Source organism: Amycolatopsis sp. 195334CR, assembly GCF_017309385.1.
Taxonomy (GTDB): Bacteria; Actinomycetota; Actinomycetes; order Mycobacteriales; family Pseudonocardiaceae; genus Amycolatopsis.
The window spans coordinates 4,786,249-4,812,265 of the sequence record NZ_JAFJMJ010000001.1 but is presented as its reverse complement, the minus strand read 5'-3'; the positions used below and the strand labels follow the sequence as shown (position 1 = coordinate 4,812,265).

Sequence of the window (26,017 nt, the reverse complement as noted above, 5' to 3'; positions counted from 1 at the left end):
TCAACGCCCTCCGAACAGGTAGCCGCGACGCCGCATCAGGGTGACGAAAACCGGCACGCCGATCAGCGCGGTGATCACCCCGAGCGGCAGTTCGCGGGGCGCGACCACGGTGCGCGCGGCCAGATCCACCCAGACCATGAAGATCGCCCCCGCGAGCGGCGCGATCAGCAGCACCCGCGCGTGCGAAGCGCCGAACACGATCCGCACCAGGTGCGGGATCACCAGGCCGACAAACCCGATCGCGCCGCTCACCGCGACCATCGCGCCGGTGACCACCGCGGTCAGCACGAAGAGCCCGCGCCGCAGGGTTTCCGTGCGCACGCCGAGGCTGGCGGCGGTCTCGTCGCCGAGGGACAGCACGTCCAGGCTGCGCGCGTACCGCCGCAGCAGCACCACCCCGGCGACCACCGCGAACGCCACCACCGGCAGCGAACCCCAGGTCGCGCCGCCGAAGCTGCCCATCGTCCAGTACAGCACCGTGCTGGTGGCCTCGCTGTCCGGCGCGAAGTAGATGATCAGGCTCATCACCGCCTCGAAGCCGAAGGCGAGCGCGACCCCGGTGAGCACCAGCCGCAGCGGGGTGATCCCGGCGCGCGACCGGGCCGCCACGTAGACCAGCACGGACGCCAGCAGTGCGCCCAGGAAGGCGCCGATCGACACCGCGTAGATGCCGAACACGGCGAAGGCGCCGAACGAGGTCACCGCGACCGCGCCCACCGAAGCCCCGGACGAAACGCCGAGGATGAACGGATCCGCCAGTGCGTTGCGCACCATCGCCTGGATCGCCACGCCGACCGCGCCGAGCCCGGCGCCGATCACCGCGGCCAGCAGCACGCGCGGTGTGCGCACCTGCCAGATGATCTGGTAGCGGGTGAACTCCTCGGCCGGGATGCCGTCGCCGACCAGCGCGGCCCACAGGTACCGCGCGGTGTCCGCCGGCGCGATCACCGCCGACCCCAGGCCGATCGCCAGCACGACCGACGCGACCAGCACCGCCCCCAGCCCGGCGGCGACCACCACCGCGTCCCGTCCCGCACCCCGTTTTTCCCCGGCCTGCCGGGTTTTCCCCATGAACACGTCGCCTCCGCCGTTCGCCCGACGCAGAGTTGCCGAACATGAACGTCATTGTCAAATAGTCGGACGGCCATATGCCGTTAGATTTGGGCCATGCGCCTGCTCGGACCGACCGACCCCATGCCCATCGACCGGCCCCGGCGAATCGCGGTGGCCGGTGCCCCCGGCGCCGGGAAAACCACGCTGGCGGAGCAGCTCAGCGACCGGCTGGGCCTGCCGTTCGTCCAGTTCGAGTCCTTCTTCCACGGGCCGAACTGGACCGTGCTACCCGACTGGGAGGAGAAGGTGCTCGCCTACGTCGACGGCGACGCGTGGTCGATCGAGTGGCAGGGCGAGGAGGTCAGGGAACAGCTGACCGCCCGCACCCAGGTACTGGTCTGGCTCGACCACCCGCGCTGGCTCACCACGGCCAGGGTGATCAACCGCACGGTCCAGCGCCGCTTCGGCCGCGGCAGGCCCATCGAGGGCGGCAACCTCGAAAGCCCGCTGCACACCTTCTTCACCGACCGCGACCACATCGTCCGGGAGTCCTGGCGGCGGCACGCGTGGATCCGGGCCAGGGTGGCGCGGCTGATCACCGAGAACCGGCACCCGGACCTGGTGGTGGTCCGGCTCCGCGGTCAGCGCGAGGCCGACACCTGGCTGGCAAGATCGGGTGCGTGGCTGAAACCGTGCACATCCCCGGACTGGTCCTGACCGAACACGAGTTCCAGGTCCCGCTCGACCACGGCAACCCCGATGGCGAGCAGCTCACCGTCTTCGCGCGGGAGGTCGCCGATCCGGGCGGCCGCGACCGCCCGTTCCTGGTGTTCCTGCAGGGCGGACCGGGCCAGGAGGCGCCCCGGCCGACCGGCTCGCCGGTCACCCCCGGCTGGCTGGCCCGCGCGCTGCGCGACTACCGCGTGCTGATGCTCGACCAGCGCGGCACCGGCCGATCCACCCCGGTCGGCACGCTGCCCGGCCGCACCCCGCGGCAGCAGGCCGACTACCTCAAGCACTTCCGCGCGGACTCGATCGTGCGTGACGCCGAGTTCATCCGCGGCGCGCTCGGGGTGGACAAGTGGAGCGTGCTCGGCCAGTCGTTCGGCGGCTTCTGCACGCTGAACTACCTGTCCACCGCGCCGGAGGGGCTGCGCGAGGCGCTGTTCACCGGCGGGGTGCCGCCGGTCGGCCGGCACATCGACGAGATCTACCGCGCCACCTTCGCCACCGTGCTCGAGCGCAACCGCCGGTACTACCAGCGCTACCCCGGTGACCGCGACCGCGTGCGCGCGCTGCACGAGCGGCTCGACGCCGGCGAGGTCGTGCTGCCCAACGGCTCGACGCTGACCGGGCGCCTGTTCCGCCAGGTGGGCAGCGTGCTCGGGATGAGCGACGGCGCCGAGCACCTGCACCACCTGCTCGAACGCGACCCGGCCTCCCCGGCCTTCGCCCACGACGTGGCCGCCGCGCTGCCGTTCAACGCCCGCAACCCGCTCTACGCGGTGATCCACGAGGCCTGCTACGCCGACGGGCACCGCACCCGGTGGTCGGCCGCGCGGGTCCAGCCCGCCGAGTATGAGGACGACGTGACCCTGTTCTCCGGGGAGCATGTCTTCCCGTGGACCTTCACCGACGACCGCGGGCTGGCACCGCTGACCGAGGCGGCCGAACTGCTCGCCGAGCACGAGTGGCCGCGGCTGTACGACGCCGACCGGCTGCGGGAGTGCGAGGTGCCCTGCGCCGCGGCGATCTACGCCGAGGACGCCTACGTCGACCGGGCGCTGTCGGAGGAGACCGTGCGGTTGCTGCCGACCATGCGGCCGTGGCTGACCAACGAGTACGAGCACAACGGACTGCGGGCGAGCGGCGGGCACGTGCTCGACCGGCTGATCGGGCTGGCCCGCGGGCAGTTCTGAGCGTTCCGGGGAAATCCTCCGGCGCGCTGTCGATCCGGGCGGGTGCCGCTCGACACTTCAGTGCACCCGCCAGCGACCGGAGGAGATCCCGATGACCCCGAAGTTCAGGCCCACCACCGCGGCGGCGCTCGCCGTGCTGCTGCTCGCCGGCTGCCAGTCGGGTGGCGGCGGGCAGGCGGCCGAGCCAGGACTCGCGCCGCCGCAGGGGAACTACGCCCAGGTCAACGGCCTGAACATGTACTACGAGACGCAGGGGCGGGGACAGCAGCCGCTGGTGCTGCTGCACGGTTCGCTGTCCACCATCACCACGTCGTTCGGCAAGCTGATGCCCGAGCTGGCGCGGACGCGGCAGGTGATCGCGGTCGAGCAGCAGGGCTACGGGCACACCGCCGACCGCGACGAGCCGCTGTCGATCGAGCGGATGGCCGACGACACGGTGGCCCTGCTCGACCACCTCGGCCTGGCCGAGGCGGACTTCTTCGGGTACAGCATGGGCAGCTCGGTGGCGCTGCAGATCGCCGTCCGGCACCCGGACCGGGTGCGGAAGCTGGTGCTGGCGGCGGTCTCGTACAACAACTCGGGCCTGCACCCCGGCACGCTGGACGGGATCGACCAGCTGAAGCCGGAGGACCTGGCTGGCAGCGTGTTCGAGGCGGAGTACCTGGCGAAGGCGCCGGATCCCGCGCACTGGCCGGTGTTCCTGGAGAAGACGAAGGACCTCGACCTGAGCATGCCGGAGCTGACCGCCGACCAGGTCAGGGCGATCAAGGCCCCGGTGCAGCTGATCGCCGCAGACTCGGACATCGTCACCCCGGAGCACACGGTGGAAATGTTCCGCCTCCTCGGCGGCGGCGTGATGGGCGACGTGATGCCGATGCCCGCCTCGCAGCTGCTGGTGGTCCCGGGGTCCTCGCACATCGGCCTGGTGGACCGCACCGAGCACCTGCTCCCGGCCATCCCCACCTTCCTCGACGCCCCGATGCCCGGCTCCTGACCCCCGGCTTTCGAACGTGGAAGAATTTTTTTCGGGTGCGGCTGTCCATCCGGTCCCGGCCCGTTCGTAGTGAGGGCAGTCAAGCCGCTAAGGAGCACACCATGAAGTACCTGATGCTGATCCAGGCCGCCGCCGGGCAGACCGAGCCGGACTGCACTCCGGCCGACTGGATGGCCTACGACAAGGAGGTGCGCGACGCCGGGATCCTGGTCTCCGGCGAGTCGCTGGCCGATCTGGTCACCGCGACCACGGTGCGCGTCGACGCCGAGGGCAAGCGGACGGTGACCGACGGCCCCTACGCCGAGACCCGGGAGGTCCTCGGCGGGTTCTACGTCATCGACGTGCCGGACCTCGACGTCGCGCTGGACTGGGCGGCGCGCTGCCCGGGATCCCGCGGTGGCGGGTCCATCGTGGTGCGGCCGGTCGCCGACTTCGACGCCTGATCCGGATGAGCGCGCCGGTGTCGTCTGTGTCCTCGATCGAAGCCGTCTTCCGCGAGGAGCACGGCAGGCTGCTCGCCGCCCTCGTGCGGCGCTTCGGTGACCTCGACCTCGCCGAGGAGGTCACCTCCGAAGCCATCGAGGTGGCACTGGCGCGCTGGCCCGTCGAGGGCGTACCGCCCAAGCCGGGTGCCTGGCTGATGACCACCGCCCGCCGCCGCGCGGTCGACCGCCTCCGCCGCGACCAGGTGCTCGCCACCCGGCTCGCGGTGCTGCAGGTGGAGGCCGACCGCGCGGCAGCGGCGCCGGTCCCCGGCGAGCACGACGCCGAACTGCCGGACGAGCGCCTGCAACTGTTCTTCACCTGCTCGCACCCGGCCCTGCCCGCCGAGGACCGCGCGGCCCTGACGCTGCGCTGCCTCGCCGGCCTGACCACCCCCGAGGTGGCACGGGCGTTCCTGGTCCCGCCCGCCACCATGGCCAAGCGGATCGTGCGCGCGAAGAAGAAGATCCGCGAAGCCCGCATCCCGTTCCGCGTGCCCGCCCCGGACGAGCTGCCGGACCGTCTGCCCGGCGTGCTCCAGGTGGTGTACTCGATCTTCACCGAGGGCTACGCGGCCAGTTCCGGCCCGGACCTGCAACGCCTCGACCTGGCCGAGGAGGCGATCCGGCTGACCCGGATCCTGCACCGGCTGCTGCCCGCCGAACGCGAGGTCACCGGCCTGCTCGCGCTGATGCTGCTGGTCCACGCCCGCCGCGACGCGCGCACCGGACCCGGCGGCGAACCGGTGCTGCTCGACGACCAGGACCGCACCCGCTGGGACCGCGCCATGATCACCGAGGGCAGCGCGCTGGTGCCGCCGTCGCTGACCGGCGGCCCGCCCGGCCCGTACGGGGTCCAGGCCGCGATCGCCGCGCTGCACGACGAAGCCGCCGATCTCGCGAGCACCGACTGGCCGCAGATCGTCGCGCTCTACGAAGTATTGCAGCAGCTCACCCCCTCGCCGGTGGTCTCGCTGAACCGCGCCGCCGCCATCGCCATGCGCGACGGCCCGGAGGCGGGCCTGGCCCTGCTGGACGAACTCGCCGGCGAGCCGCTGCTGCGCACCCACCACCCCTACCCCGCCGCGCGGGCGGACCTGCTGCACCGGCTCGGCCGGATCGACGAGGCCAGAACGGCCTACGAGCAGGCGATCGAGCTGGCCGGGTCCGAAGCCGATCGACGGCTCCTGCGGCGCAAACTGGACGCGCTCGCGTAGGTTCGGTCCATGCGCGTGCTTTTCGCCAGCCTGGCGTCGGTCGGTCACACCTATCCCCTCATCCCGCTGGCGATCGCCGTGCGGGCGGCCGGGCACGAGGTGCACTTCGCCGCCGGTGAGGAGGTCCACGCCCCGCTCGCGGCGAACGGGTTGCGGCCGTTCCGGCCCGCCGACTCCTTCTACGAGATCTACGCCGAGGACCTGGCGCCCGAACTGGACCGGTTGCGGCCGGACCTGGTGGTGCACGAATGGGGCTTGCCCGGCGCCGCGATCGCCGCGACCCGCGCCGGGATCCCGGGGATCTGGCACGGGTTCGGCCGGATGGTCCCGCCCGGCATCGGCCTCGAACTGCCGATGGCCGTGGCCCCCGACCGGCCGCATTTCGACATCTGCCCGCCTTCCTTGCAGGACAAGGACTTCCTCGACAACGGCCGGCGCATCCCGGTGCGACCGGTGCCGTTCTCCCCACCCGAACCGTGGCGGGTGGAGCACACGAAACCGCTGATCTACCTCACCCTGGGCACCGCGTTCGGCACCGCGGAACTGCTCACCACCGCCGTGAACGCACTGGCCGCATTGGACGCGGAGGTGGTGGTCGCCACCGGACGGGTGACGCCGGACCAGCTCGGGGACGTGCCCGCCAACGTCACCGTCCGGTCCTGGGTGCCGCAGGCGGACCTGCTGCCCCACGCCGACCTGGTGGTGCACCACGGCGGTAGCGGCACCACCCTCGGCGCGCTCGCTGCCGGCGTGCCGCAACTGCTGCTGCCCCAGGGCGCCGACCAGTTCGCCAACGCCGACGCGGTCAGCGCCGCCGGCGCCGGGCTCACCGGCACCACCGAGGAGATTGCCGACCACGCGCGGAAACTGCTGTCCCCCAGGGAAAACGGCTATCGGGAAGCCGCGCGATCGGTACAGGCGGAGATCGCCGCGATGCCGTCGCCGGAGAAAATCGCTCAGCGGTTGCCCGAGTTCCTCCCATAATGACCGCATGATCGTGCTACCGGATTCGTCGCGTGCCCGCCTCGTGCAGCGGTTCGGCACCGCGGCCGCCGCGTGGTGCGACGAACTGGACGCGCTGATCGCCGAATTCGCGGGTGCCTGGGGCCTGCGCCCGCTCGACCTGCTCCCGGCGGGCAGCAATTCCGTGGTGCTGCGCTGTGAATCCGCCGAGCACGGCCACGCCGTGCTGAAGCTGACGCCCGATCCGGAGGTCGCCCGGCAGGAGGCCGTCGCGCTGCGCGGCTGGGCGGGCGTCCGGCAGGTGGTCGACCTCCTCGAAGCCGAGCCCGACCGGGGCGCGGTTCTGCTGGAATGGTTGCCCAGCCCGGAAACCCTGGCCGATTCCGCGTGGTCGCTCGAGGAGGTCACCCCGCTGCTGACCGCGGTCCGGGTCGGCCCGCCGGACGACGCGGAACTGCCGACGCTGGCCGAACGCGTCAAGTTCATCTTCGACCTGATGGACGTCCGCGCGCGGCAGCTACCGCCGTACGACTTCCTGCCCGGCCTGCTCGCCGACGGCCGCGCGGCCTGCCTCGAACTGGCGTCCAGCGGCACGCCCGGCCTGGTGCACGGTGACCTGCACGCGGGCAACCTCGTGCGCGCGGGCGACGGGCGCGGACTGGTCGCCATCGATCCTCGGCCAAGCCTGGGCGACCAGACCATGGACCTGGTCGACTGGGCGCTCGACGGGGTCACCGACGAGGAAACCGCGCGCCGGAACGTGGCTCTGCTGAGCGAGCGGATCCCCGGCGTCGACCGCGACCGCCTGTGGGCCTGGTGCCGGGGCATGGCGGTGGCGATCGCGGTCAGCAGGCCCGACGACCCGTGGGGCAAGTTCATGCTCCAGTGGGCGCAGCGGTAATTCCGTTGCACCCGGGGATATCGTGGAACCCATGAAGCGCGCAGCCGTCACCACGACGCCGGAGACTGTCCCGGCGCGCTGATTCCCTGCAGTGACCAGAGCCCGGGGCGGGTGCCCCGGGCTTTGTCACGTGGTCATCCGTTCCCCGGCGGGAGGAGACCACCATGCACGACCACCGGCAACTCGGCCGCGAACTGGGCCTGTTCGGCGGCGATCCGCTGATCGGCGCCGGCCTGCCGTACTGGCTGCCCGCCGGAGCCGCCGTCCGGCACGCGCTGGAGGAGTACCTCCGCGACGCCGAACGCCGCTCCGGCTACCGGCACGCGTGCTCGCCGGTGCTCGGGAAACGGGAGCTGTACGAGCTTTCCGGGCACTGGGCGCACTACCGCGACGACATGTTCCCGCCGATGGACCTCGGGGAGGAGCAGGTGGTGCTCCGGCCGAGCCTGTGCCCGCACCACGCGTTGATCTACCGGTCACGCGGGCGCAGTTACCGCGAACTTCCGTTGCGCCTGGCCGAATTGGGCGGCATGTACCGGGCCGAGGCGTCCGGCGTGCTGGGCGGCCTGGCCCGCGTGCGGTCCATCCAGCTCAACGACGGGCACATCTTCTGCGCGCCGGAACAGGTCGTACCGGAGGTCCGCGCGGCGCTCGACCTGATCGGCCAGGCCTACGACCACCTCGGCTTCAAACCCGCCCGCTATCGCCTTTCCCTGCCCGGTGCCGGCGGGAAGTACGTCGCCGCACCGGAAATGTGGCGGCGGGCGGAAGCCGTGCTGCGCGAAGCACTGGACGGCATGGACTACGAAGCCGTCGAAGGGGAAGCGGCGTTCTACGGCCCCAAGATCGACGTGCAGTTGGCCGACGCCGTCGGTCGCGAATGGACCCTGTCCACCGTGCAGGTCGATTTCCACCAGCCGGAGCGGTTCGGCCTGCACTACGTCGGCCAGGACGGCGCGAAGCACCGGCCGGTGCTGGTGCACCGGAGCATCATCGGCAGTCTGGAACGCGCCGTCGCGCACCTGGTCGAGGGGCACGGCGGTGCGTTCCCGGCGTGGCTCGCGCCCGTGCAGGTGCTGGTCCTGCCGATCTCCGAAGCCACATCCGGCAGCGCACGGGAATTCGCCGATCGCGCCGTCGATCTGGGTCTGCGGGCGGAGATCGAGGAACAGGGCAGCCTCGGCGCACGCGTGCGAAACGGCAGGCTGGTGCCGTTCCAGGCGGTGATCGGCGCCCGCGAAGCCGCGCGGGCCGAGGTCGCCCTGCGCCTGCGCGACGGGAGCAGGCGCGAGCCGATGCCCTGGGACGATGCGCTCGAAGCGGTCAAATCGGGAGCCGCCGTGCCGCGGGTTGCGAAATCTTGACCTATTTCATGCAAATCCCGGAAAGCACAACCGGATCGGGGGACCACGCATCTTACGAAGTGAGGCTCCGACGGACAACGAGGAGGAACGGCCATGACCCAGCAGCCGACCAGGACCCGTGCTTTCCGGCGGATCGCGATGACCGCGGCGGCGCTCGGCGCCACCGGCGCACTGGCCGCGTGCGGCACCAGCGGCCAGCCCGCGCCCCAGTCCCAGGCACAAGCCCCAGCAGCTGCCCAAGACCCGGCCCCAGCCCAAGCCCAAGGCCCGGCCCCGGCACCGTCCACTCCGGACGAGTCCACTATGGACACCAAACCGGTCTCGATGGCCACCGCCCACACAGAAGGCCTGTGCAAGGCGGCCTCCCTCGACCTCTCCCTGGTCCCCGACGAGGGCGGCGCCGGAATGAACCAGAACCACTTCACCCTCCGGTTCACCAACAAGTCCGGCGAAGCGTGCTCGCTCAAGGGCAGCCCCGGCGTGTCCTTCGTGGCCGGCGACGACGGGCACCAGCTCGGCGACCCGGCCGAGCGCGTACCCGCCGACCAGGGCGCACTGGTCCGGATCGCTCCGGGCGGTCACGCCGACAGCCCGCTCACCGTGGTCAACGCCGGGGTGTACGACGAAACCGAGTGCCAGCCCGCCCTTTCGCGGGGCCTGCGCGTCTACGCGCCGGGTGACACGGCGGCGATGTTCGTGCCCTTCGAGCACGACGCCTGCACGGTCGCCGGCAAGCACCAGCTCTCCGTCGACGTGGTGCGCTAGAACTCCAGCGCGGCGGGACCGAGGCGGAGCACTCCGTCGTCGAGCGGTTCGCACCGGATCCCGCCGCGTCGCCGCAACCCGCGGAACGCGCCCGGCGCAAGCACCACGTCCATCCAGGCGCAGGGGTGCGCGGGCCGGTGCGCGCGGAAGCGGACCGGCCCGTCACCGGAGTCGAGGCTGAACACCGTGCCGCGCTCCAGCCCATCGACATCGAAGCCGCGCAGGGTGATGTTCCGGCGGGTCAGGTGCGGATCCGGCGCGGCGGGCAGGCTCAGCGCGTCCACCAGGTGGTCGAGCGACTCCGCGGCGAACACGGTCACCGCGGCGTGGCGGTGCGCGGCGTGGTTGAAGAACCGGTCGCCGACCAAGCCAAGGCCGGCGCGCACGGTGACCCGCTCCCGCGCCGGCGGTTCGGGATCGGGCCGCGGCCCGTCCTTCGGCCTGCCCTCGAAGGCGTGCCGCGAGGACACCAGCAACGCCACGATCTCCACCCGCACGGCGTCACTCCCCGCGCATCGACCGCCGGATCTCGTCCAATTTGGACTTCGCCGCCTCGTCCCGGTCGGCCAGCTTCTTGTCCAGCGACTCGACGGTCTCCTCACCGCCCAGCCCGGCCAGCTCGGTCGAACCCTCGGCGGTGGCGAAGCGCTTGTCGATCTTGTCGCGCACGTAGTCGAAGTTCGGCACACCCGCGCTGGTGTAGTCGGTGCCCTCCGGCTCGGTCATCGGTCGCTCCCCTCTGCTCACCACCGACCCTACGCGGCCGGGGCGCGCCGCGGGATGAAGCAGGCGATGAAGGCCGCGGCCAGCGCCGCGCCCGCCCCGATCGCGACGACCACCCGGAACCCGGCGAGCGAAGGCACCTCGACCGGGCCGAACGGCACGGTCAGCTGCGAGAGCACCACCCCGGCCACCGCACTGCACACCGACGTGCCGATCGAGCGCATCAGCGTGTTCAGGCTGTTGGCCGCCGCGGTTTCGGACACCGGTACCGCCGACATGATCAACGCGGGCATCGCGCCGTAGGCCAGTCCGATCCCGCACCCGATCAGGCTGGACATCACCACCAGCTGCCAGATCTCGCTCATCAGGAAGAAGTTGAGCCCGTAACCGAGCGCGACCACCAGCGTGCCCGCGATGAGCGTGGTGCGCGGGCCGCTGAGCCGGGTGATCCTGGCCGACACCGGCGCCATCGCCATCATCACCAGCCCGGACGGCGCGAGCACCAGGCCGACCACGGTCATCGGCTGCCCGAGCCCGTGCCCGGTCGCCGCGGGCAGTTGCAGCAACTGCGGCAGCACCAGCGACATGGCGAACATCGAGAAGCCGAACACCGCCGAGGCCAGGTTGGTCAGCGCGACCGGCCGGCGCCCCGAGGTCCGCAGGTCCACCAGCGGTTCGCGGGTCCGCAGTTCCCACCGGAGCCAGGCCAGCAGCACCACCGCCGCGGTGCCGAGCAGGCCGAGGGTCAGCCCGCTGCCCCAGCCCCACTCCGCGCCCTTCGACACAGCGAGCAGCAGGCACAGCAGCACGATCGACAACCCGATCGCGCCGACGAAGTCGAACCGCCCGCCGGAGCGGACCGACGACTCGGGCACCACGGTCACCACCAGCGCGGTGGCCAGCGCGCCGAGGCCCGCCGCGACCCAGAACAGCACGTGCCAGTCGACGCTCTCGGCGAGCAGCGTCGCCAGCGGCAGGCCCAGCGCCCCGCCGACGCCGAGCGACGCGCTCATCAGCGCGGTCGCCGAGCCGAGCCGTTCGGCGGGCAGTTCGTCCCGCATGATGCTGATGCCCAGCGGGATCACGCCGGAGGCCAGTCCCTGCAGCACGCGCGCCACCACCAGCGGCGCGAGGCTGGTGCTCAGCGCGGCCAGCACCGAGCCGGCGATCAGCAGGCCGAGGCTGATCAGCAGCATCCGGCGCTTGCCGTACATGTCGCCGAGCCGCCCCATGGTCGGCGTGGCGACCGCGGCGGCGAGCAGGGTGGCGGTGATCGCCCAGGCGGTGTCGGCCGGGGTGGAGCCGAGCAGGTCGGGCAGCAGGGGCACCAGCGGGATGATCACCGTCTGCATCAGCGCGACGGTCACCCCGCCGAAGGCCAGCACGGCGACGACGAGGTTGGGCCGCCGGGCCGCCACCGGCGCCGGATCGGCGGGTTCGGCGGGCGTGGTCACTGGCATGGACGCCACGAGGCGGCCTCCCTGAGCTCGGTAAACAACAGAATTAAAGCAGGCGCTTGACTTAGCATAAACTGTCCGGTTTGACTGTCCCCCCGGCGACCCCCAGGAGGACAGTAGATGAGCAGGCTCGCGGTGGTGGGCGAACTCGTCCTGGTCAGTGCCCCGCACACCGCCCCTGTACGGTGGTGATCGTGGTGACCGAACTCGGCAGAACCCCCCGATCCGCGCAGGTCGGCGCCACCAGGCTGCAGATACTGACCACCGCGGAACGGCTGTTCGCCGAGCAGGGGCTCTACGCGGTGTCCAACCGGCAGATCAGCGCCGCCGCCGGGCAGGGCAACAACGCCGCCGTCGGCTACCACTTCGGCACCAAGGCCGATCTCGTCCGCGCGATCGTGCGGCGGCATTCCGGGCCGATCGAGGCACTGCGCACCGAGATGGCCGCGGCCGCCGCGGGCTCCCGCGAGGTCCGCGACTGGGTGGCCTGCCTGGTCCGCCCGATCACCACGCACCTGGCCTCGTTCGACGGCCAGTCCTGGTACGGGCGGTTCAGCGCGCAGGTGATGACCGACCCGGCGTTCCGGGCGATCATGACCGAAGAGTCGCTGGCCACGCCGTCACTGCAGTCGGTGATCGACAACTCCCGGCAGTGCCCGCCTGTCCTGCCACCCGAGGTGCGCGCCGAACGCGGCGACATGCTGCGCACGCTACTGGTGCACGTGGTCGCCGAACGCGAACGAGCTCTCGCCGAAGGCACCGCCACCCCGCGCACCACCTGGGACGAGGCCGCCACCGGCCTGATCGACGCCATCACCGGCCTCTGGACCGCCCCGATCACCCGCTGATTTTCACACCGGTGTCGCGTCCGTAATACGCCGTATTACGGACGCGACACACGTGTGAAATTCGCTCCGCGGTTACCCCACGCACCGAGGCCGTCACACCGGGACATCGGCCGAAATCTAAGTCAGTCGCTTGACTCAAGCCCGCGAAGTCGGTTAGCTGTTTTCCGACAGGCCGTTGAACGACGTGAGGAGGCACGGTGAGCCGGTACGGGCGCTCGGTGAGCACCCGTGAGTCGATCCTCACCGCGGCGGAGCGGTTGTTCGCCGAGCACGGGGTCACCGCGGTCTCCCACCGCCAGATCGGCGAAGCCGCCGGACAGGGCAACAACTTCGCCGTCGGCTACCACTTCGGCGACCGGACCGCGCTGGTGCGGGCGATCCTGCACCGGCACGCCGAGCCGATCGAGCACCGCCGCGTGCGGATGATCGAGCGGATCGAGGGCCACGGCGAGGTGCGCGACTGGATCGCCTGCCTGGTCCGCCCGTTCACCGAGCACCTGGCCGAGCTCGGCAGCCCCACCTGGTTCGCCCGCTTCGGCGAGCAGGTGATGACCGATCCGGTGCTGCGGCGGGTGGTCGTCGACGACGCGCTGGCCGGCGAGCCGGTCCGGCAGGTGGTCGAGCGGCTCAACCACTGCCTGCCCGCGCTCCCGGTGCCCGTGCACCTGGAACGCGGTGACATGGCCCGCCACTTGATCTCCCACGGCTGCGCCGAGCGCGAGCGCGCCCTCGCCGAGGGCACCGGGCGCCAGGACACCTGGGAGCGCACCGCCACCGGCCTGATCGACGCGATCACCGGCCTGTGGACGGCGCCGGTCACCCCCGGCCGGTAGCCGAAACACCCGAGAGGACAAGAAACGTGAAGATCACGGTCGACGAGGACAAGTGCTGCGGTGCCGGTTCGTGCGTGCTGGCCGCCCCCGAGGTGTTCGACCAGCGCGACGAGGACGGCGTGGTGGTGCTGCTGGAGGCCGAACCCGCCCAGCACCTGCGAGCGGCGGTGCGCGAGGCCGCCGACGTCTGCCCGGCCGCCGCGATCGCGCTGAGCGAGGCGTGAGCACTCCGGCCAGGGTGCTCGTCGCCGGCGCCTCGGCCGCCGGGCTCGCCACTGCGGAAGCCTTGCGCCGCAAGGGTTACACCGGCGCGCTGACCCTGCTGGGCGACGAAGAGCACGTGCCCTACGACCGGCCGCCGCTGTCCAAGCAGGTGCTCGCCGGGGCCTGGCAGCCCGAACGCTCGCACCTGCGCACCCGCGAGGTGCTCGACGCATTGGACGCGGAGTTCCTGCTCGGCGACGCCGCCGCGTCGCTGGACGTGGCGAACCGCACCGTGCACACGGAATCCGGGCGCGCGCTGGCCGCCGACGCGATCGTGCTGGCCACGGGGGTCCGCCCGCGCACGCTGCCCGGTCAGGAGGGCCTGACCGGAGTACACGTGTTGCGCTCACTGGACGACGCGCTCGCCCTGCGCGCCGAACTGCTCGCCGCACGCAGGTTGCTGGTCGTCGGTGACGGGGTGCTCGGTGCCGAAATCGCCGCCACCGCACGGGGTCTCGGCGTGGAGGTCGTGCTCGCCGGACCGCAGGCCGCCCCGCTGGCCGCGCAACTCGGGCCGCTGGCTTCCGGTCTGCTGGCCGAACTGCACAACGAGAACGGGGTGAAACTGCGGCTCGGCGCCGGGGTCGACGGCCTCACCACCGACGCCGCGAACAGCGGCCGAGTCACCGGCGCGCGGCTGTGCACCGGCGAGGTGCTGGAGGCCGATCTGGTGGTCGTGGCGCTCGGGGCCATTCCCTGCACGGACTGGCTGGAGGACAGTGGTCTGGTGCTGGGCAACGGCGTCGTCTGCGATTCCCGGTGCCGCGCGGCCGACGGGATCTACGCCGCCGGTGACGTCGCCCGCTGGCACCACGAGCACCTCGGTTCCTTGCTGCGCCTGGAAAACCGCACCAACGCCACCGAGCAGGCGCTGGCCGTGGCCGCCAACCTGCTCGGCGCCGACCAGCCGTACACCCCGATCCCGTACTTCTGGACCGACCAGTTCGACGCGAAGCTGCAGATCCACGGCGTGCTCACCGCCGACGCCGAGGTGAGCGTGGTCGAGGGTGATCCGGCCGCCCGGCGCTTCGTCGCCCGCTACGCACGCCACGGCAAGGCCGTCGGCGTACTCGGCTGGAACATGCCGAAACAAGCCCGTCTGCACCGCCGGCAGCACCTTGGAGGTTCCCGATGACCAGCACCGTGCCCACCCCCGAGTACCCGATGGCCCGGGCCGCGGGCTGCCCCTTCGACCCGCCGCCGGAACTGCGCGAGCTCCAGCGGGAGACGCCGATGACCCGGATCAAGCTGTGGGACGGCAGCACCCCGTGGCTGGTCACCCGGTACGCCGACCAGCGCGCGGTGCTCACCGATCCCCGCGTCAGCGCCGACATGATGCACCCGACCTACCCGCGCCAGGCCCCCGGCCGGGCCACGCTCAGCTTCATCGGCATGGACGACCCCGAGCACGCGCGGCTGCGGCGCATGGTCGGGTCCGCCTTCGCGATCAAGAAGGTGGCGGCGATGCGGCCGATGGTGCAGCAGATCGTCGACGACGCGCTCGACGAGTTCCTCGGCGGCCCGAAACCGGCCGACCTGGTGGAGGGCTTCGCGCTGCCGGTGCCGTCGCTGGTCATCTGCAAACTGCTCGACGTGCCGTACCGCGATCACGGGTTCTTCCAGGACAACAGCAAGACGATGATCAACCGCAACTCCACCCCGGAGCAGCGGGCCGAGGCGTCCGGCAACCTGGCCCGCTACCTCGGCGGCCTGTTGATGTCCAAAATGGACAACCCCGGCGACGACCTGCTGTCGCGGCTGTGCGAGCGGATCAAGGCGGACGAGCTGAACCTCGAGCAGGCCACCGCGATGGCCGTGCTGCTGCTGATCGCCGGGCACGAGACCACCGCGAACATGATCGCGCTGAGCACCCTGCTGCTGTTGCGCAACCCCGGCCAGCTCGAGCTCCTGCGCGAGTCCGACGATCCCACCGTGGCGACCCGCGCGGTCGAGGAAATGCTGCGCTACCTCAACATCACCCACGGCGGTCGGCGCCGCGTCGCGCTGGAGGACCTCGAAGTCGCCGGGCAGGTGGTCCGCGCGGGCGAAGGGCTGGTGCTGCCCAACGAGATCGCCAACCGCGACGCCGACGCCTTCCCCGACCCCGACCGCCTCGACATCACCCGCGAGGCACGCCACCACGTCGCCTTCGGCTTCGGCGTGCACCAGTGCCTCGGCCAGCCGCTCGCCCGGCTGGAGCTGGAGGTGGTCTACCGCACGCTCTACCGGCGCGCCCCCGAACTGGCGCTGGCCGCCGACTTCGCCGACATCCCGTTCAAGCACGACGGCTTTGTCTACGGCGTCTACGCGCTCCCCGTCACCTGGTAGTCCCCACCACCGGAAAGGCAGTCATGCCCACTCCCCACGACCTCGGCTTCGACCCGGACGCCCTGCGCGCCAGATACCGGGCCGAGCGCGAACGCCGGATCCGCCCCGACGGCAACGCGCAGTACCGCCGCACGGAAGGAGAGTTCAGCTCGTACGGCGCCGATCCGTACGTCGACCCCGGTTACCAGCGCGAACCGCTGACCGACCGGATGGACGCCATCGTGGTCGGCGGCGGGTTCGGCGGCCTGCTCGCCGGGGCCCGGCTGCGCCAGGCCGGGCTCGACCGGATCCGGCTGATCGACGACGGCGGGGACTTCGGCGGCACCTGGTACTGGAACCGCTACCCCGGCATCCACTGCGACATCGAGTCCTATGTGTACCTCCCGCTGCTGGAGGAGGTCGGCTACGTCCCGGAGTGGAAGTACGCGCCGGGTGAGGAGATCCGGCAGCACTCGCGGGCGATCGGGCGGAAGTTCGACCTCTACCGCGACGCCTGCTTCCAGACCAGGGTGACCTCGCTGCGCTGGGACGACGACGAATCCGAGTGGGTGGTGGAAACCGACCGCGGCGACCGGATGCGCGCCCAGTTCGTGGTGGTCTCCAGCGGCACGCTCAGCACACCGAAACTGCCCGGCATTCCCGGGATCGAGACGTTCACGGGGCACACCTTCCACACCAGCCGCTGGGACTACGACTACACCGGCGGCACCGCCGAGGGCGGCCTGACCGGGCTGGCGGACAAGAAGGTGGCCGTAGTCGGCACCGGCGCCACCGCCATCCAGGTGGTGCCGCACCTGGGCCGCGACGCCGAGCACCTGTACGTGTTCCAGCGCACGCCGTCCACTGTGGACGTCCGGGGGAACCGCCGGACGGACCAGGCGTGGGCCGCCTCGCTCACCCCCGGCTGGCACCGGCGCCGCCGCGACAACTTCCTCTCCGTGGTCACCGGCAGACCCACCGAGGAGGACCTGGTCGCCGACGCCTGGACGGGCAGCGCGCAGCTGCTGCAGAAGCTCATCCCGAGCGACTCCTACCCGGAGCTGTCCGCCGAGCAGCGCGAGCAGATCGACGAGATCGTCGACTTCCAGAAGATGAACGAGCTCCGCGCCAGGGTGGACCGGCTGGTCGAGGACCCGGCGACGGCCGAACTGCTGAAGCCCTGGTACCGCTACATGTGCAAGCGGCCCACGTTCAGCGACAACTACCTGGAGACCTTCAACCGCCCCAACGTCACCCTGGTGGACACCGCCGACCACGGCGGGGTGCAGCGGATCACCGAGCGCGGCATGGTGGTCGGCGACCGGGAGTACGAAGTGGACTGCATCGTCTTCGCCACCGGTTTCCAGGTCGGCATCTCCGGGGTGCTGTCCGGGAAGCTGCCGGTGCACGGGCGCGGCGGGATCTCGCTGTTCGAGCACTGGGGCCGCGGGCCGAAGACGCTGCACGGGTTCTACAGCAGCAAGTTCCCCAACCTCTTCCACCTCGGACCGCTGCAGAACGCGGCCTCGGTGAACTTCGTGCACATCCTCGACGAGCAGGCCACGCACGTCGGCGAGGTGGTCGCCGAAGCCCGGCGGCGCGGGGTCCGCTGCGTGGAGCCGACCGCGGCGGCCGAGGACGGCTGGGTGGCCACGATCGAGGTGAAGTCGGCCGACCAGTACAAGTTCCACCTCGAGTGCACGCCCGGGTACTACAACAACGAGGGCATGCCGCACGAGCGCCGGTTCTCCTACGGCGACGGGCCGATCGCCTTCCACGAGGTGCTGCGCGACTGGCGCGCGCACCGGATGGACGAGGTCATGGCGGAGGCCGAATGAGCGGCACCCGGCTGACCCGGCCGAACCCGCTGCCCGGTTCGAACGGCGTCGCGTTCGGCCCGGACGGCCGCCTGTACGTGGCGCAGTTCCTCGCCGGGCGGATCAGCGCGGTGGACCTCGGTTCCGGTGACGTCGAGATCGTGGTGCCCGAGGGCGGTCCGGTGCAGTCGCCGGATGACCTCGCCTTCGGTGCCGACGGCTCGATGTACATCACCGATCTGGTGCCCGGGCGGGTGTGGCGGCGCGATCCCGGCGGCGAGTTCCAGCTGGTCACCGAGGAACTGCGGCTGCCCAACGGGATCACCTGCGTCGGCGACCGGCTGTTCGTGAACGAGATGCGCCCGGGCGGCCGGGTGGTGGAGCTGACCGGCGGCACGGTGCGCGTGCTGGCCGACGGGCTGGCCATGGGCAACGCGATGCAGCTCGGCCCGGACGGCTGCCTCTACTACCCGCACATGCTCACCGGGCAGGTGTTCCGCGTGCCGCTCGACGGCGGTGCGCCGGAACTGGTCGCCGAGGAGGTGCACGAGCCGGTGGCCGTGCGGTTCGACCGCGGTGGCGTGCTGCACGTGCTGTCCCGTGGCGCGGCGGGCATCGTCACCCGGATCGACGGCAGCGGTGACCGTTCGCTGCTGACCAGCGGGGTGGTGGGGCTGGACAACGCCGCCTTCGACGCGGAGAACCGGATGTTCGTCTCCAGCTACGCCAGTGGTGGCCTGGCCGAGCTGCATCCGGACGGCCGGATCCGGCAGGTGGTCGAACCGGGGTTCGGCGGGCCGTACGGGGTGACCGTCGACCTGGGCGGCCGCGTCCACGCCGGCGACCACTACCGGCTGGCGAGCCCGGATCCGTCGGGCGGCGTGCGCACCGACGAGCTGCTGATCTTCACCCACGGCGTGGTCGCCGACGGTGAGCTGCTGCACCTGACCTCGCAGTACGGGCAGGTGAGCACGTACGACCCGGCCACCGGCGAGTCGCGGTTGCGGGCGAACGGGCTGGCGCGCCCGATGGGCATCGCGGTGCGGGCCGATGGCGCGCTGGTGGTCGCCGAAGCGGACGCGGGCCGCGTGGTGGCGATCGACTCGGCGGACGAGGTGAGTGTGCTCGCCGAGGGCCTCGACCACCCGGTGGACGTGGCGCTGGACCCGTCGGACCGCGTGTACTTCAGTGACGACCACCGCGGGGGCGTGTTCCGCATCGAGGACGGTGACGCGGTGCCGATCGCCACGGAACTCGGCGCACCGCAGGGCCTGGCCGTGCGCGGCGACGAGGTGTTCACGGTGGAAACCACGCACGGCCGGCTGCGGGCGATTTCGCTGAGCACGGGCGAGTCGCGGATCGAGGCCACGGACCTGGCGGTCGCGCCACCACCGGCGGAGCCACGGGCCCTGTTCGCCGACGGCATGCCGGGCGCGCCGATCCCGTTCGCCGGATTGGCGGTCGGCCCGGACGGGGCCGTCTACCTGGCAGCCGAGGGAATTGTCCGCTTTCAGGTGTGAATGAAGTCCACTCCGGACGGCGGGTGGCCGCGGGCTGTGTGGTCTACTGACGGGCGCCAGCGCGTCAGTTGGGGGGACGAAACATGCAGCCGGGCTACCCGCCGCCGCAGGGATATCAGGGGCATCCGCAGGGTTATCCGGGATATCCGGGGTATCCGCCGCCGAAGAAGTCGAACACCGGGCTGATCGTCACGCTGTGCCTGGTGGGTGTGCTGCTGCTGGGCGGGCTGGGCGTGGGGGCGTACTTTTTGATCGACAGCAACAGTTCCTCGTCGCGCTCGGCGCCGATCTCCGCGCCGAGCAGCGCGGCCGGCCCGCCGGACCGGTTCACCAAGGTGCCCGGGTGTACCGACGTGGAGAGCCGGGTCAGCGGCCTGCCGGAGAAGATGAGCGACGAGACCAAGGACCTGGGCACCTCCGATCCGGACGTGACCATGAACGGGCACTCGTGCCTGTGGGACTCCGGCGAGAGCCCGATCCGGGTGGAGCTGTCGATCCACCTGTCGACCTCGCTGCCGGGCAAGAGCGGCGCCGGCGCGGCGGCGGCGAGCCGCTACTACGACACCATGGCCGGACAGGGCACCCCCGGCGGCTCGGCCGACGTGCCCGGGGCGGACAAGGCCACGCGCACCTCCTTCAACACCGACGAATGCTCGGTGCACGTGCTGATCGGCAACGCCTACATCGGCGCCACCTACTACGCCGACGCCGATGCCTCGATCAGCACCTCCACCTGCGAATCCGACGTGCTCAAGGTAGCCACCGCCGCCGCCGAATCCCTCTGACCCCAGCCCCGGCGAACGTCCCGACGGCGGCTTTTCGAGACGCTCCGAAAGCCCCCTTCGTGCCAGGCCGCCGCCGTCAGCGAGTGCCGTGAATGTGGCTTTCACAGCGGATTCCGCTGTGAAAGCCACATTCACCGCACCTCGCCCGGGCAGGGCCCGCCCGGGGCAAGGCCCGCCCCGGGGCAGGACCCACCCGGGGCAAGGCCCGCCCCGGGGCAAGGCCCGCCCAGGGCAAGGCCCGCCCCGGGGCAGGGCCTTGCCCTGGGCGGGGCAGGGCCTGCGCGGGGCAGGGCCTGCGCGGTAGGGCCCGAGCGGCAGCAGAGCCCGAGCGGTAGGGCCCGCGCGGCAGGAAGTCCGTCTCAGTGCTGCTGTTCGGCCAGCACCGTGTCCATAGTGGACTGCAGATCGGCCAGGAAGGCTTCGAAGCGGGCGATTTCCGCGGCCGGGTACTTCGCCAGCATCGCGCCGAGGTGCTCCGCCAGCGGGCCGAAGTACTCCCGCCCCGGCCCCTGGATCTCCGGGCTGCTCCGCAGCGTGACGATCCGCCGGTCGCTGTGCTCGCGCGTCCGGACGATGTGCCCCGCGCGCTCCAACCGGTGCAGCAACGCCGTGGTGGCACCGGAAGTCAGCGAGATCCGCTCGCTCAACCGCGCCGGTGACAGCGGCTCCCCGTGGTCCTCGGCGTAGAGGATCTCCACCAGCGCCGCCGCGTCGGTGGCGTGCAGGCCCAGGTGGGCGGCGAACCCCCGGGTGAACTCGGTGTAGTGCGCGCCGAAACCCCGCAACCCGTCCAGCACCCGATCCACCGGGGACTCCCCGCTGGAACCGACCTTCTTCATGACCTCTCCCCGTCGCCGCGACCCAGATTGACAACCTACCGTCCGCCAAACTAACTTCATGATGAAGTTACTTCACCATGGAGGTTTCAGCATAGTGCACCGTCCCGCGCACCGCTGGCTCGGACTCGTCGCCGTCTCCCTCGGCGTCGCCCTGATCGTGGTCGACCTCACGATCGTCAACGTCATCCTGGCGCCGGTCATCGAGGACCTGGCGCTCTCCTCGGCGCAGGCGCAGTGGGTCCAGGAGTCCTACGCCATCGTCTTCGCCGCCCTGCTCCTGCTCACCGGCCGCCTCGCCGACCTGCACGGCGCCCGCCGCGTGTTCGGTTTCGGGCTGGCGGTGTTCGCCGCGACCAGCCTCGCCGTCGCGCTCGCGCCGACCGGCGAACTGGTCATCGCCGCCCGCTTCCTGCAGGGCGTCGGCGGCGCGCTGATCCTGCCCGCCTCGCTGTCGCTGGTGAACACCGCGTTCCCCGGCCCGGACCGGGCGAAAGCGTTTGCCGTCTGGGGTTCGACGATCGGCGCGGCGGCCGCGCTCGGCCCGCTGCTCGGCGGCTGGCTGGCCGGGTTCTCGTGGCGCTGGGCGTTCGGCATCAACCTGCCGCTCGCCGCCCTGATCGCCCTCGTGGCATTCGCCTACCTGCCCGCGACGCCCCGGCGAAGCGGCCGGATCGGCTTCACCGGCGCGGTGTTGTCAGCTGCCGGGCTCGGCCTCATCGCGTTCGCGCTGATCGAGGGCCGCAGCCACGGCTGGCTGCTGATCACCGAACCGTGGCTCTGGTCCGCCGGCCCGTCCCCGGCGCTGGTCGCCCTCGTGCTGGCGGCCCTGCTGCTGACCGTGTTCCTCCGCGGCCAGGCCAAGCTCGGCGACGCCGCCCTGCTGGACGTCCGCTTGTTCACCATCCCGTCCTTCCGCAACGGCAACGCGATCACCCTGCTCGTCGGCATCGGCGAGTTCGGCCTGCTCGCGGTCCTGCCGCTGTGGCTCCAGCTCACCCTCGGCTACACCCCGCTCGAAGCGGCCTGGGCACTGGCCGCGCTGGCGCTGGGCAGCTTCGCGGCCAGCGGCGCCAGCTTCTCGATGAAGTCGTCCCCGCTCACCCAGGTCCGCCTCGGCCTGGCGCTGGAAATCGGCGGTCTCGCCGCACTCGGCCTGCTGGCCAGCCCCGAGACGAGCTGGTGGCCGATCGTGCTCGCGCTGCTCGGTTACGGCGTCGGCGTCGGGTTCGCCACCGCGCAGGTGACCAACGTGGTGCTCGCCGAGATCCCGCCCGAACGCGCCGGCCAGAGTTCGGGCATCCAGAGCGTCACCCGCGAACTCGGTTCCGCACTGGGCATCGCGGTGATCACCACGGTGTTCTTCAGCGCCTCCGGTTCGCTCACCGGCGGCCAGGCGATGACCGACGCGCTCGCCTTCGCCGCCTACCTCTGCGCCGCCCTGCTCGCCATCGCCCTGCTCACCACCACTTCCCTGCGCACCAAGACGAATGCCTGACCCCGAGGAGAGCCCCATGCAGGTCCACTTCAACGGCGGCGTCAACCTGCCCGACACCGAAAGCGTGCTGCGCGCACTCGCCCCGCACCGCGCGAAGCGCCTCCCCGACGGCGAAACCGGCCAGCGCGCCCAATGGATCGGCTTCCAGCTGCCGCTCGTCCGAGCCACCCCCGGCCTCGTCTTCGACGACCACACCCCGGCCAACGACTACAGCGGCGGCCCCACCGTCCGCCTCGCCCCCGGCACCGACCCCGCGACGCTGCCCTGGCCCGACCTCGGCTACGCCCGCGAGTACACGAAGTCTTATAAGACCTTCACCCGACTCCGGGACGAGGGCGTGATCCGCCCCGGCACCCGGTTCCAGGTGCAGTACCCGACCCCGCTGGCCGTCGGCAACCTCTTCCACCCCGACGACCGCGACCGCCTCATCCCCTCCTACGCGACCGCCCTGCTCGCCGACCTCGACCACCTGCTGGCCCAGATCCCGCCCGAAGACCTCGCCGTGCAGTGGGACGCCGCCGTCGAGACGGTGACCATCGACCTCGACCCCGGCCGAGCCGACGACCTGACCGGCAAGCTCGCTGCTCTGCTCGACCACGTTCCCGCGGCCGTGCCCGCCGGCGTCCACCTCTGCTACGGCGACTTCGAGCACCGCCACATGGTCGAGCCGCGCTCGCTGCGCACCCAGGTCGAGCTGGCCAACGCCCTGCCCCGCGCCGCCTGGGTCTCCTTCACCGTGCCCCAGTACCAGCACGCCGAGGAGTTCTTCGCCCCGCTCGCCGACCTCGACACGACCGCGGAGCTCTACTTCTCCCTGGTCCCGTACCACCCCGACCAGCCGGTCCACGCGGCCGAGCAGGCGGCCCTGATCCGGCGCCACGTCCGGCGGGACTGGGGCATCTGCACCGAATGCGGGATGGCCAGGGCCGAGCGCGAGGACGTGCCCCGCCTGCTCGCCCTGCATTTCGACCCCCTCGGGTGAGCCGAAACGTCTCGCGGGAAATATTCTTTCGCGCGAGACGTTTACCCGGTAGCGCCACCCCGGGCGCCGGAGGACCACAGGAGGCTCCCCATGCAGTTCGGCATCTTCACCGTGAGCGACGTCACCACGGACCCCACCACCGGCGAGACCCCCGACGACACCCAGCGCGTGCGGTCGATGCTGAAGATCGCCCAGCACGCCGACCAGGCCGGACTGGACGTCTTCGCCACCGGCGAGCACCACAACCCGCCGTTCGTGGCCTCCTCCCCGACCACGCTGCTCGGCTACCTGGCCGGGGTGACCGAGCACATCACGCTGTCCACCTCGACCACGCTGATCACCACGAACGACCCGGTGAAGATCGCCGAGGACTACGCCATGCTCCAGGTCATCTCGGACGGCCGGATGGACCTGATGCTCGGCCGCGGCAACACCGGCCCGGTCTACCCGTGGTTCGGCCAGGACATCCGCCAGGGCATCCCGCTGGCCATCGAGAACTACGCGCTGCTGCGGCGGCTGTGGGAGGAGGACGTGGTCGACTGGGAGGGCAAGTTCCGCACCCCGCTGCAGGGCTTCACCTCGACCCCGCGCCCGCTCGACGGCGTGCCGCCGTTCGTCTGGCACGGCTCGATCCGCAGCCCGGAGATCGCCGAGCAGGCCGCGTACTACGGCGACGGCTTCTTCCACAACAACATCTTCTGGCCGATGTCCCACACCGCCCAGATGGTCAACTTCTACCGCCAGCGCTTCGAGCACTACGGCCACGGCAAGGCCGACCAGGCCATCGTCGGCCTCGGCGGCCAGGCGTTCATCCGGAAGAACTCGCAGGACGCGTGGACCGAGTTCCGCCCGTACTTCGACAACGCGCCGGTCTACGGGCACGGGCCGTCGATGGAGGACTTCACCGCGAGCACCCCGCTGACCGTGGGCAGCCCGCAGCAGGTGATCGAGCGGTACGCGGGCATGCGCGAGGGGGTCGGCGACTACCAGCGCCAGCTGTTCCTGGTCGACCACGCCGGGCTGCCGCTGAAGACCGTGCTGGAGCAGATCGACCTGCTCGCCGAGGAGGTCGTCCCGGTGCTGCGCAAGGAGATGGAGGCGAAGCGGCCGGAGCACGTGCCGTCGAACCCGCCGAGCCACGCCGACCGCGTCGCCGCCCAGCAGTCCGAGCAGGCCCAGCAGTCCGAACTCGTCTGAGTGGAGAACGCGATGAACGAGGTCAAGATCGTCACCATCTCGGCGGGCCTGCGGCAGCCGTCGTCCACCCGGTTGCTCGCCGACCGGCTGGGCGCGGCCACCGCCGCCGCGCTCGAAGCCGAAGGCGCCGAGGTGACCGTGGAAACCGTGGAACTGCGCGACATCGCGCACGACGTGGTGAACATGATGCTGACCGGCTTCCCGGCCGGTGGCCTGCCCGAGGTGCTCGAGAAGGTCACCGGGGCGAGCGGGCTGATCGCGGTCAGCCCGGTCTTCACCACCTCGTACTCCGGGTTGTTCAAGTCCTTTGTGGACATCCTGGACAACAGGGCGCTGACCGGGCTGCCGGTGCTGCTCGGCGCCACCGGCGGCACGCCGCGGCATTCGCTGGCACTGGAGTACAACCTGCGCCCGCTGTTCACCTACCTGCACGCGGACGTGGTGACCACCTCGGTGTTCGCCGCCACCGACGACTGGGCCGACGACGGCGCCCTGCGCGAACGGATCGACCGCGCCGGCGCGGAACTGGCCAGGAAGGTGCTCGGCGCCCAGCCGCGCAAACCCGCCGACGAGTTCAGCTCGGTGCCCAGTTTCGAGCAGCTGCTCCGGGACGCTTAGGCGGTGTCCGGTGCTAGCCGCCGGGGCGGTCGAGCCGGTACTTCCCGCTGAACTGGACGTGGTCGATCATGATCCGTTCGGCGGTGGTGCCGTCGCCCGCCTTCAGCGCCTTGAGCAGTTGTTCGTGCACGGTCAGGTGGTTGCGCGCCTGGTCCGGGTCCAGCCAGAGGGAGGCGTGCGCGGGCACCGGGAAGTTGTTGCGCACGGCCCTGGCGTGCGCGCCGAGGAAGGCGGGGCCGCCGATGTCCGCGATGGCCAGGTGGAACTCGCGGCTCTGCTCACCGAGCAGTTCGTACCGGCCCGCCCCCTCGTCGGCGACCATCCGGTCGTGGATCGCCCGCAGCCGCGCGAGCTGCTCGTCGGTGATCCGCGCGGCGGCGAGCCGGGCGCCGAGCCCCTCGACCACGGCCCGCACGTTGTAGTACTCGACCAGCGCGTCGGCGGACAGGTCGATCACCGTGGCGCCGTGGTGCTGCTCGTACCGGATGAGCCGGTCGTTCTCCAGGCGCCGCAGCGCTTCCCGCACCGGCGTGATGGACACCCCGAGCCGCTGGGCGATCTCGGTGGCGCGCAGCGGGGTGCCGCCGGAGATGCGGGCGTTGCGCAGGTCGTCGAGCAGCGAGGTGTAGACGTAGTCCGCCTTGCTCTGCGGTGGTCCAGCCATGCCCCGAAAC

General features: G+C 71.5%; 26 protein-coding genes and 1 pseudogene. 21 read left to right on the top strand and 6 right to left on the bottom strand.

What is annotated here, in order from left to right; translation table 11 throughout:
• Positions 1–1,071 carry an iron ABC transporter permease gene (locus JYK18_RS22625; RefSeq protein WP_206803926.1) on the bottom strand — a complete coding sequence of 357 codons (1,071 nt, stop codon included), beginning with the start codon at positions 1,069–1,071 and terminating at the stop codon, positions 1–3.
• Positions 1,072–1,167: 96 nt separating this feature from the next.
• On the opposite strand from JYK18_RS22625, the gene JYK18_RS22620 reads away from it, so the two are divergent.
• From JYK18_RS22620 to JYK18_RS22580, 9 genes and pseudogenes are all read left to right on the top strand, one after another.
• A complete protein-coding gene (locus JYK18_RS22620) occupies positions 1,168–1,770 on the top strand; it encodes an adenylate kinase (RefSeq protein ID WP_206803925.1) in 603 nt (200 codons plus the stop codon).
• The gene (locus JYK18_RS22615) at positions 1,734–2,972 is read left to right on the top strand and encodes an alpha/beta fold hydrolase (protein ID WP_206803924.1); all 1,239 of its coding nucleotides are present in this window, start codon (positions 1,734–1,736) and stop codon (positions 2,970–2,972) included. The genes JYK18_RS22620 and JYK18_RS22615 overlap by 37 nt, the downstream gene beginning before the upstream one ends.
• Positions 2,973–3,063: 91 nt before the next feature.
• Positions 3,064–3,966, top strand: a complete 903-nt coding sequence (locus JYK18_RS22610) for an alpha/beta fold hydrolase (protein WP_206803923.1) — start codon at positions 3,064–3,066, stop codon at positions 3,964–3,966.
• A gap of 101 nt (positions 3,967–4,067) precedes the next feature.
• Positions 4,068–4,409, top strand: coding sequence for a YciI family protein (locus tag JYK18_RS22605; RefSeq protein ID WP_206803922.1), 342 nt, complete (start codon positions 4,068–4,070; stop codon positions 4,407–4,409).
• A gap of 17 nt (positions 4,410–4,426) precedes the next feature.
• Positions 4,427–5,665, top strand: coding sequence for an RNA polymerase sigma factor (locus JYK18_RS22600; RefSeq protein ID WP_307795993.1), 1,239 nt, complete (start codon positions 4,427–4,429; stop codon positions 5,663–5,665).
• A 9-nt stretch (positions 5,666–5,674) separates the two neighbouring features.
• Entirely contained in the window at positions 5,675–6,649 is a 975-nt protein-coding gene (locus JYK18_RS22595) for a glycosyltransferase (protein WP_206803920.1), read from the top strand.
• A 7-nt stretch (positions 6,650–6,656) separates the two neighbouring features.
• Positions 6,657–7,529, top strand: a complete 873-nt coding sequence (locus tag JYK18_RS22590; protein ID WP_206803919.1) for an aminoglycoside phosphotransferase family protein — start codon at positions 6,657–6,659, stop codon at positions 7,527–7,529.
• 158 nt (positions 7,530–7,687) lie between these two features.
• Positions 7,688–8,893, top strand: a pseudogene (gene thrS, locus JYK18_RS22585) (threonine--tRNA ligase); the annotation flags it as partial.
• Between the two features lie 93 nt (positions 8,894–8,986).
• Positions 8,987–9,658, top strand: coding sequence for a DUF4232 domain-containing protein (locus tag JYK18_RS22580; RefSeq protein WP_206803917.1), 672 nt, complete (start codon positions 8,987–8,989; stop codon positions 9,656–9,658).
• Here the strand turns inward: JYK18_RS22580 and JYK18_RS22575 are convergent.
• The 3 genes from JYK18_RS22575 to JYK18_RS22565 are packed head-to-tail and all read right to left on the bottom strand — an operon-like array spanning position 9,655 to position 11,841.
• Positions 9,655–10,155 carry an MOSC domain-containing protein gene (locus JYK18_RS22575; RefSeq protein WP_206803916.1) on the bottom strand — a complete coding sequence of 167 codons (501 nt, stop codon included), beginning with the start codon at positions 10,153–10,155 and terminating at the stop codon, positions 9,655–9,657. The two genes, JYK18_RS22580 and JYK18_RS22575, sit on opposite strands and share 4 nt — an antisense overlap.
• Positions 10,156–10,159: 4 nt before the next feature.
• Positions 10,160–10,384, bottom strand: a complete 225-nt coding sequence (locus JYK18_RS22570; protein WP_206803915.1) for a hypothetical protein — start codon at positions 10,382–10,384, stop codon at positions 10,160–10,162.
• Between the two features lie 29 nt (positions 10,385–10,413).
• Positions 10,414–11,841, bottom strand: coding sequence for an MFS transporter (locus JYK18_RS22565; protein ID WP_206804424.1), 1,428 nt, complete (start codon positions 11,839–11,841; stop codon positions 10,414–10,416).
• Positions 11,842–12,032: 191 nt separating this feature from the next.
• Here JYK18_RS22565 and JYK18_RS22560 point away from each other — a divergent pair, with 191 nt between their 5' ends.
• The 8 genes from JYK18_RS22560 to JYK18_RS22525 all read left to right on the top strand — a co-directional run bounded on the left by JYK18_RS22560 (position 12,033) and on the right by JYK18_RS22525 (position 20,212).
• Positions 12,033–12,686 (top strand): TetR/AcrR family transcriptional regulator, encoded by a 654-nt coding sequence (locus JYK18_RS22560; protein WP_206803914.1) that lies wholly within the window; start codon positions 12,033–12,035, stop codon positions 12,684–12,686.
• 197 nt (positions 12,687–12,883) lie between these two features.
• A complete protein-coding gene (locus JYK18_RS22555; protein ID WP_206803913.1) occupies positions 12,884–13,519 on the top strand; it encodes a TetR/AcrR family transcriptional regulator in 636 nt (211 codons plus the stop codon).
• A 26-nt stretch (positions 13,520–13,545) separates the two neighbouring features.
• Entirely contained in the window at positions 13,546–13,743 is a 198-nt protein-coding gene (locus JYK18_RS22550; RefSeq protein ID WP_206803912.1) for a ferredoxin, read from the top strand.
• Positions 13,740–14,918: an NAD(P)/FAD-dependent oxidoreductase gene (locus JYK18_RS22545; protein ID WP_206803911.1), complete on the top strand. Its 1,179-nt coding sequence runs from the start codon at positions 13,740–13,742 to the stop codon at positions 14,916–14,918. Before JYK18_RS22550 ends, JYK18_RS22545 begins: the two co-directional genes overlap by 4 nt.
• Entirely contained in the window at positions 14,915–16,111 is a 1,197-nt protein-coding gene (locus tag JYK18_RS22540; RefSeq protein ID WP_206803910.1) for a cytochrome P450, read from the top strand. Before JYK18_RS22545 ends, JYK18_RS22540 begins: the two co-directional genes overlap by 4 nt.
• Before the next feature lie 23 nt (positions 16,112–16,134).
• Positions 16,135–17,928 (top strand): NAD(P)/FAD-dependent oxidoreductase, encoded by a 1,794-nt coding sequence (locus JYK18_RS22535; RefSeq protein ID WP_206803909.1) that lies wholly within the window; start codon positions 16,135–16,137, stop codon positions 17,926–17,928.
• Positions 17,925–19,427 carry an SMP-30/gluconolactonase/LRE family protein gene (locus JYK18_RS22530; RefSeq protein ID WP_206803908.1) on the top strand — a complete coding sequence of 501 codons (1,503 nt, stop codon included), beginning with the start codon at positions 17,925–17,927 and terminating at the stop codon, positions 19,425–19,427. Before JYK18_RS22535 ends, JYK18_RS22530 begins: the two co-directional genes overlap by 4 nt.
• A gap of 83 nt (positions 19,428–19,510) precedes the next feature.
• A complete protein-coding gene (locus tag JYK18_RS22525) occupies positions 19,511–20,212 on the top strand; it encodes a hypothetical protein (protein ID WP_206803907.1) in 702 nt (233 codons plus the stop codon).
• 359 nt (positions 20,213–20,571) lie between these two features.
• Here JYK18_RS22525 and JYK18_RS22520 read toward each other — a convergent pair whose 3' ends face one another.
• Entirely contained in the window at positions 20,572–21,051 is a 480-nt protein-coding gene (locus JYK18_RS22520; RefSeq protein WP_206803906.1) for a MarR family winged helix-turn-helix transcriptional regulator, read from the bottom strand.
• Between the two features lie 94 nt (positions 21,052–21,145).
• Between JYK18_RS22520 and JYK18_RS22515 the strand changes: the two genes are divergently transcribed.
• From JYK18_RS22515 to JYK18_RS22500, 4 genes are all read left to right on the top strand, one after another.
• A complete protein-coding gene (locus JYK18_RS22515; protein WP_206803905.1) occupies positions 21,146–22,546 on the top strand; it encodes an MFS transporter in 1,401 nt (466 codons plus the stop codon).
• Between the two features lie 16 nt (positions 22,547–22,562).
• Positions 22,563–23,528, top strand: coding sequence for a hypothetical protein (locus tag JYK18_RS22510; RefSeq protein ID WP_206803904.1), 966 nt, complete (start codon positions 22,563–22,565; stop codon positions 23,526–23,528).
• Positions 23,529–23,618: 90 nt separating this feature from the next.
• Positions 23,619–24,725 (top strand): LLM class flavin-dependent oxidoreductase, encoded by a 1,107-nt coding sequence (locus tag JYK18_RS22505; protein ID WP_206803903.1) that lies wholly within the window; start codon positions 23,619–23,621, stop codon positions 24,723–24,725.
• A gap of 12 nt (positions 24,726–24,737) precedes the next feature.
• Positions 24,738–25,343: an FMN reductase gene (locus JYK18_RS22500; RefSeq protein ID WP_206803902.1), complete on the top strand. Its 606-nt coding sequence runs from the start codon at positions 24,738–24,740 to the stop codon at positions 25,341–25,343.
• Between the two features lie 13 nt (positions 25,344–25,356).
• On the opposite strand, the gene JYK18_RS22495 is transcribed toward JYK18_RS22500, so the two are convergent.
• Positions 25,357–26,007, bottom strand: coding sequence for a GntR family transcriptional regulator (locus JYK18_RS22495; RefSeq protein WP_206803901.1), 651 nt, complete (start codon positions 26,005–26,007; stop codon positions 25,357–25,359).
• Positions 26,008–26,017: the final 10 nt, after the last annotated feature.

What these genes read in the sequence shown, in the direction of transcription:
- JYK18_RS22625 (WP_206803926.1), bottom strand. Translation starts at nt 1,071, where the DNA reads ATGGGGAAAACCCGGCAGGCCGGGGAAAAACGGGGTGCGGGACGGGAC.
- JYK18_RS22620 (WP_206803925.1), top strand. Translation starts at nt 1,168, where the DNA reads ATGCGCCTGCTCGGACCGACCGACCCCATGCCCATCGACCGGCCCCGG.
- JYK18_RS22610 (WP_206803923.1), top strand. Translation starts at nt 3,064, where the DNA reads ATGACCCCGAAGTTCAGGCCCACCACCGCGGCGGCGCTCGCCGTGCTG.
- JYK18_RS22605 (WP_206803922.1), top strand. Translation starts at nt 4,068, where the DNA reads ATGAAGTACCTGATGCTGATCCAGGCCGCCGCCGGGCAGACCGAGCCG.
- JYK18_RS22595 (WP_206803920.1), top strand. Translation starts at nt 5,675, where the DNA reads ATGCGCGTGCTTTTCGCCAGCCTGGCGTCGGTCGGTCACACCTATCCC.
- JYK18_RS22590 (WP_206803919.1), top strand. Translation starts at nt 6,657, where the DNA reads ATGATCGTGCTACCGGATTCGTCGCGTGCCCGCCTCGTGCAGCGGTTC.
- JYK18_RS22580 (WP_206803917.1), top strand. Translation starts at nt 8,987, where the DNA reads ATGACCCAGCAGCCGACCAGGACCCGTGCTTTCCGGCGGATCGCGATG.
- JYK18_RS22570 (WP_206803915.1), bottom strand. Translation starts at nt 10,384, where the DNA reads ATGACCGAGCCGGAGGGCACCGACTACACCAGCGCGGGTGTGCCGAAC.
- JYK18_RS22565 (WP_206804424.1), bottom strand. Translation starts at nt 11,841, where the DNA reads ATGCCAGTGACCACGCCCGCCGAACCCGCCGATCCGGCGCCGGTGGCG.
- JYK18_RS22540 (WP_206803910.1), top strand. Translation starts at nt 14,915, where the DNA reads ATGACCAGCACCGTGCCCACCCCCGAGTACCCGATGGCCCGGGCCGCG.
- JYK18_RS22535 (WP_206803909.1), top strand. Translation starts at nt 16,135, where the DNA reads ATGCCCACTCCCCACGACCTCGGCTTCGACCCGGACGCCCTGCGCGCC.
- JYK18_RS22530 (WP_206803908.1), top strand. Translation starts at nt 17,925, where the DNA reads ATGAGCGGCACCCGGCTGACCCGGCCGAACCCGCTGCCCGGTTCGAAC.
- JYK18_RS22525 (WP_206803907.1), top strand. Translation starts at nt 19,511, where the DNA reads ATGCAGCCGGGCTACCCGCCGCCGCAGGGATATCAGGGGCATCCGCAG.
- JYK18_RS22520 (WP_206803906.1), bottom strand. Translation starts at nt 21,051, where the DNA reads ATGAAGAAGGTCGGTTCCAGCGGGGAGTCCCCGGTGGATCGGGTGCTG.
- JYK18_RS22510 (WP_206803904.1), top strand. Translation starts at nt 22,563, where the DNA reads ATGCAGGTCCACTTCAACGGCGGCGTCAACCTGCCCGACACCGAAAGC.
- JYK18_RS22505 (WP_206803903.1), top strand. Translation starts at nt 23,619, where the DNA reads ATGCAGTTCGGCATCTTCACCGTGAGCGACGTCACCACGGACCCCACC.
- JYK18_RS22500 (WP_206803902.1), top strand. Translation starts at nt 24,738, where the DNA reads ATGAACGAGGTCAAGATCGTCACCATCTCGGCGGGCCTGCGGCAGCCG.
- JYK18_RS22495 (WP_206803901.1), bottom strand. Translation starts at nt 26,007, where the DNA reads ATGGCTGGACCACCGCAGAGCAAGGCGGACTACGTCTACACCTCGCTG.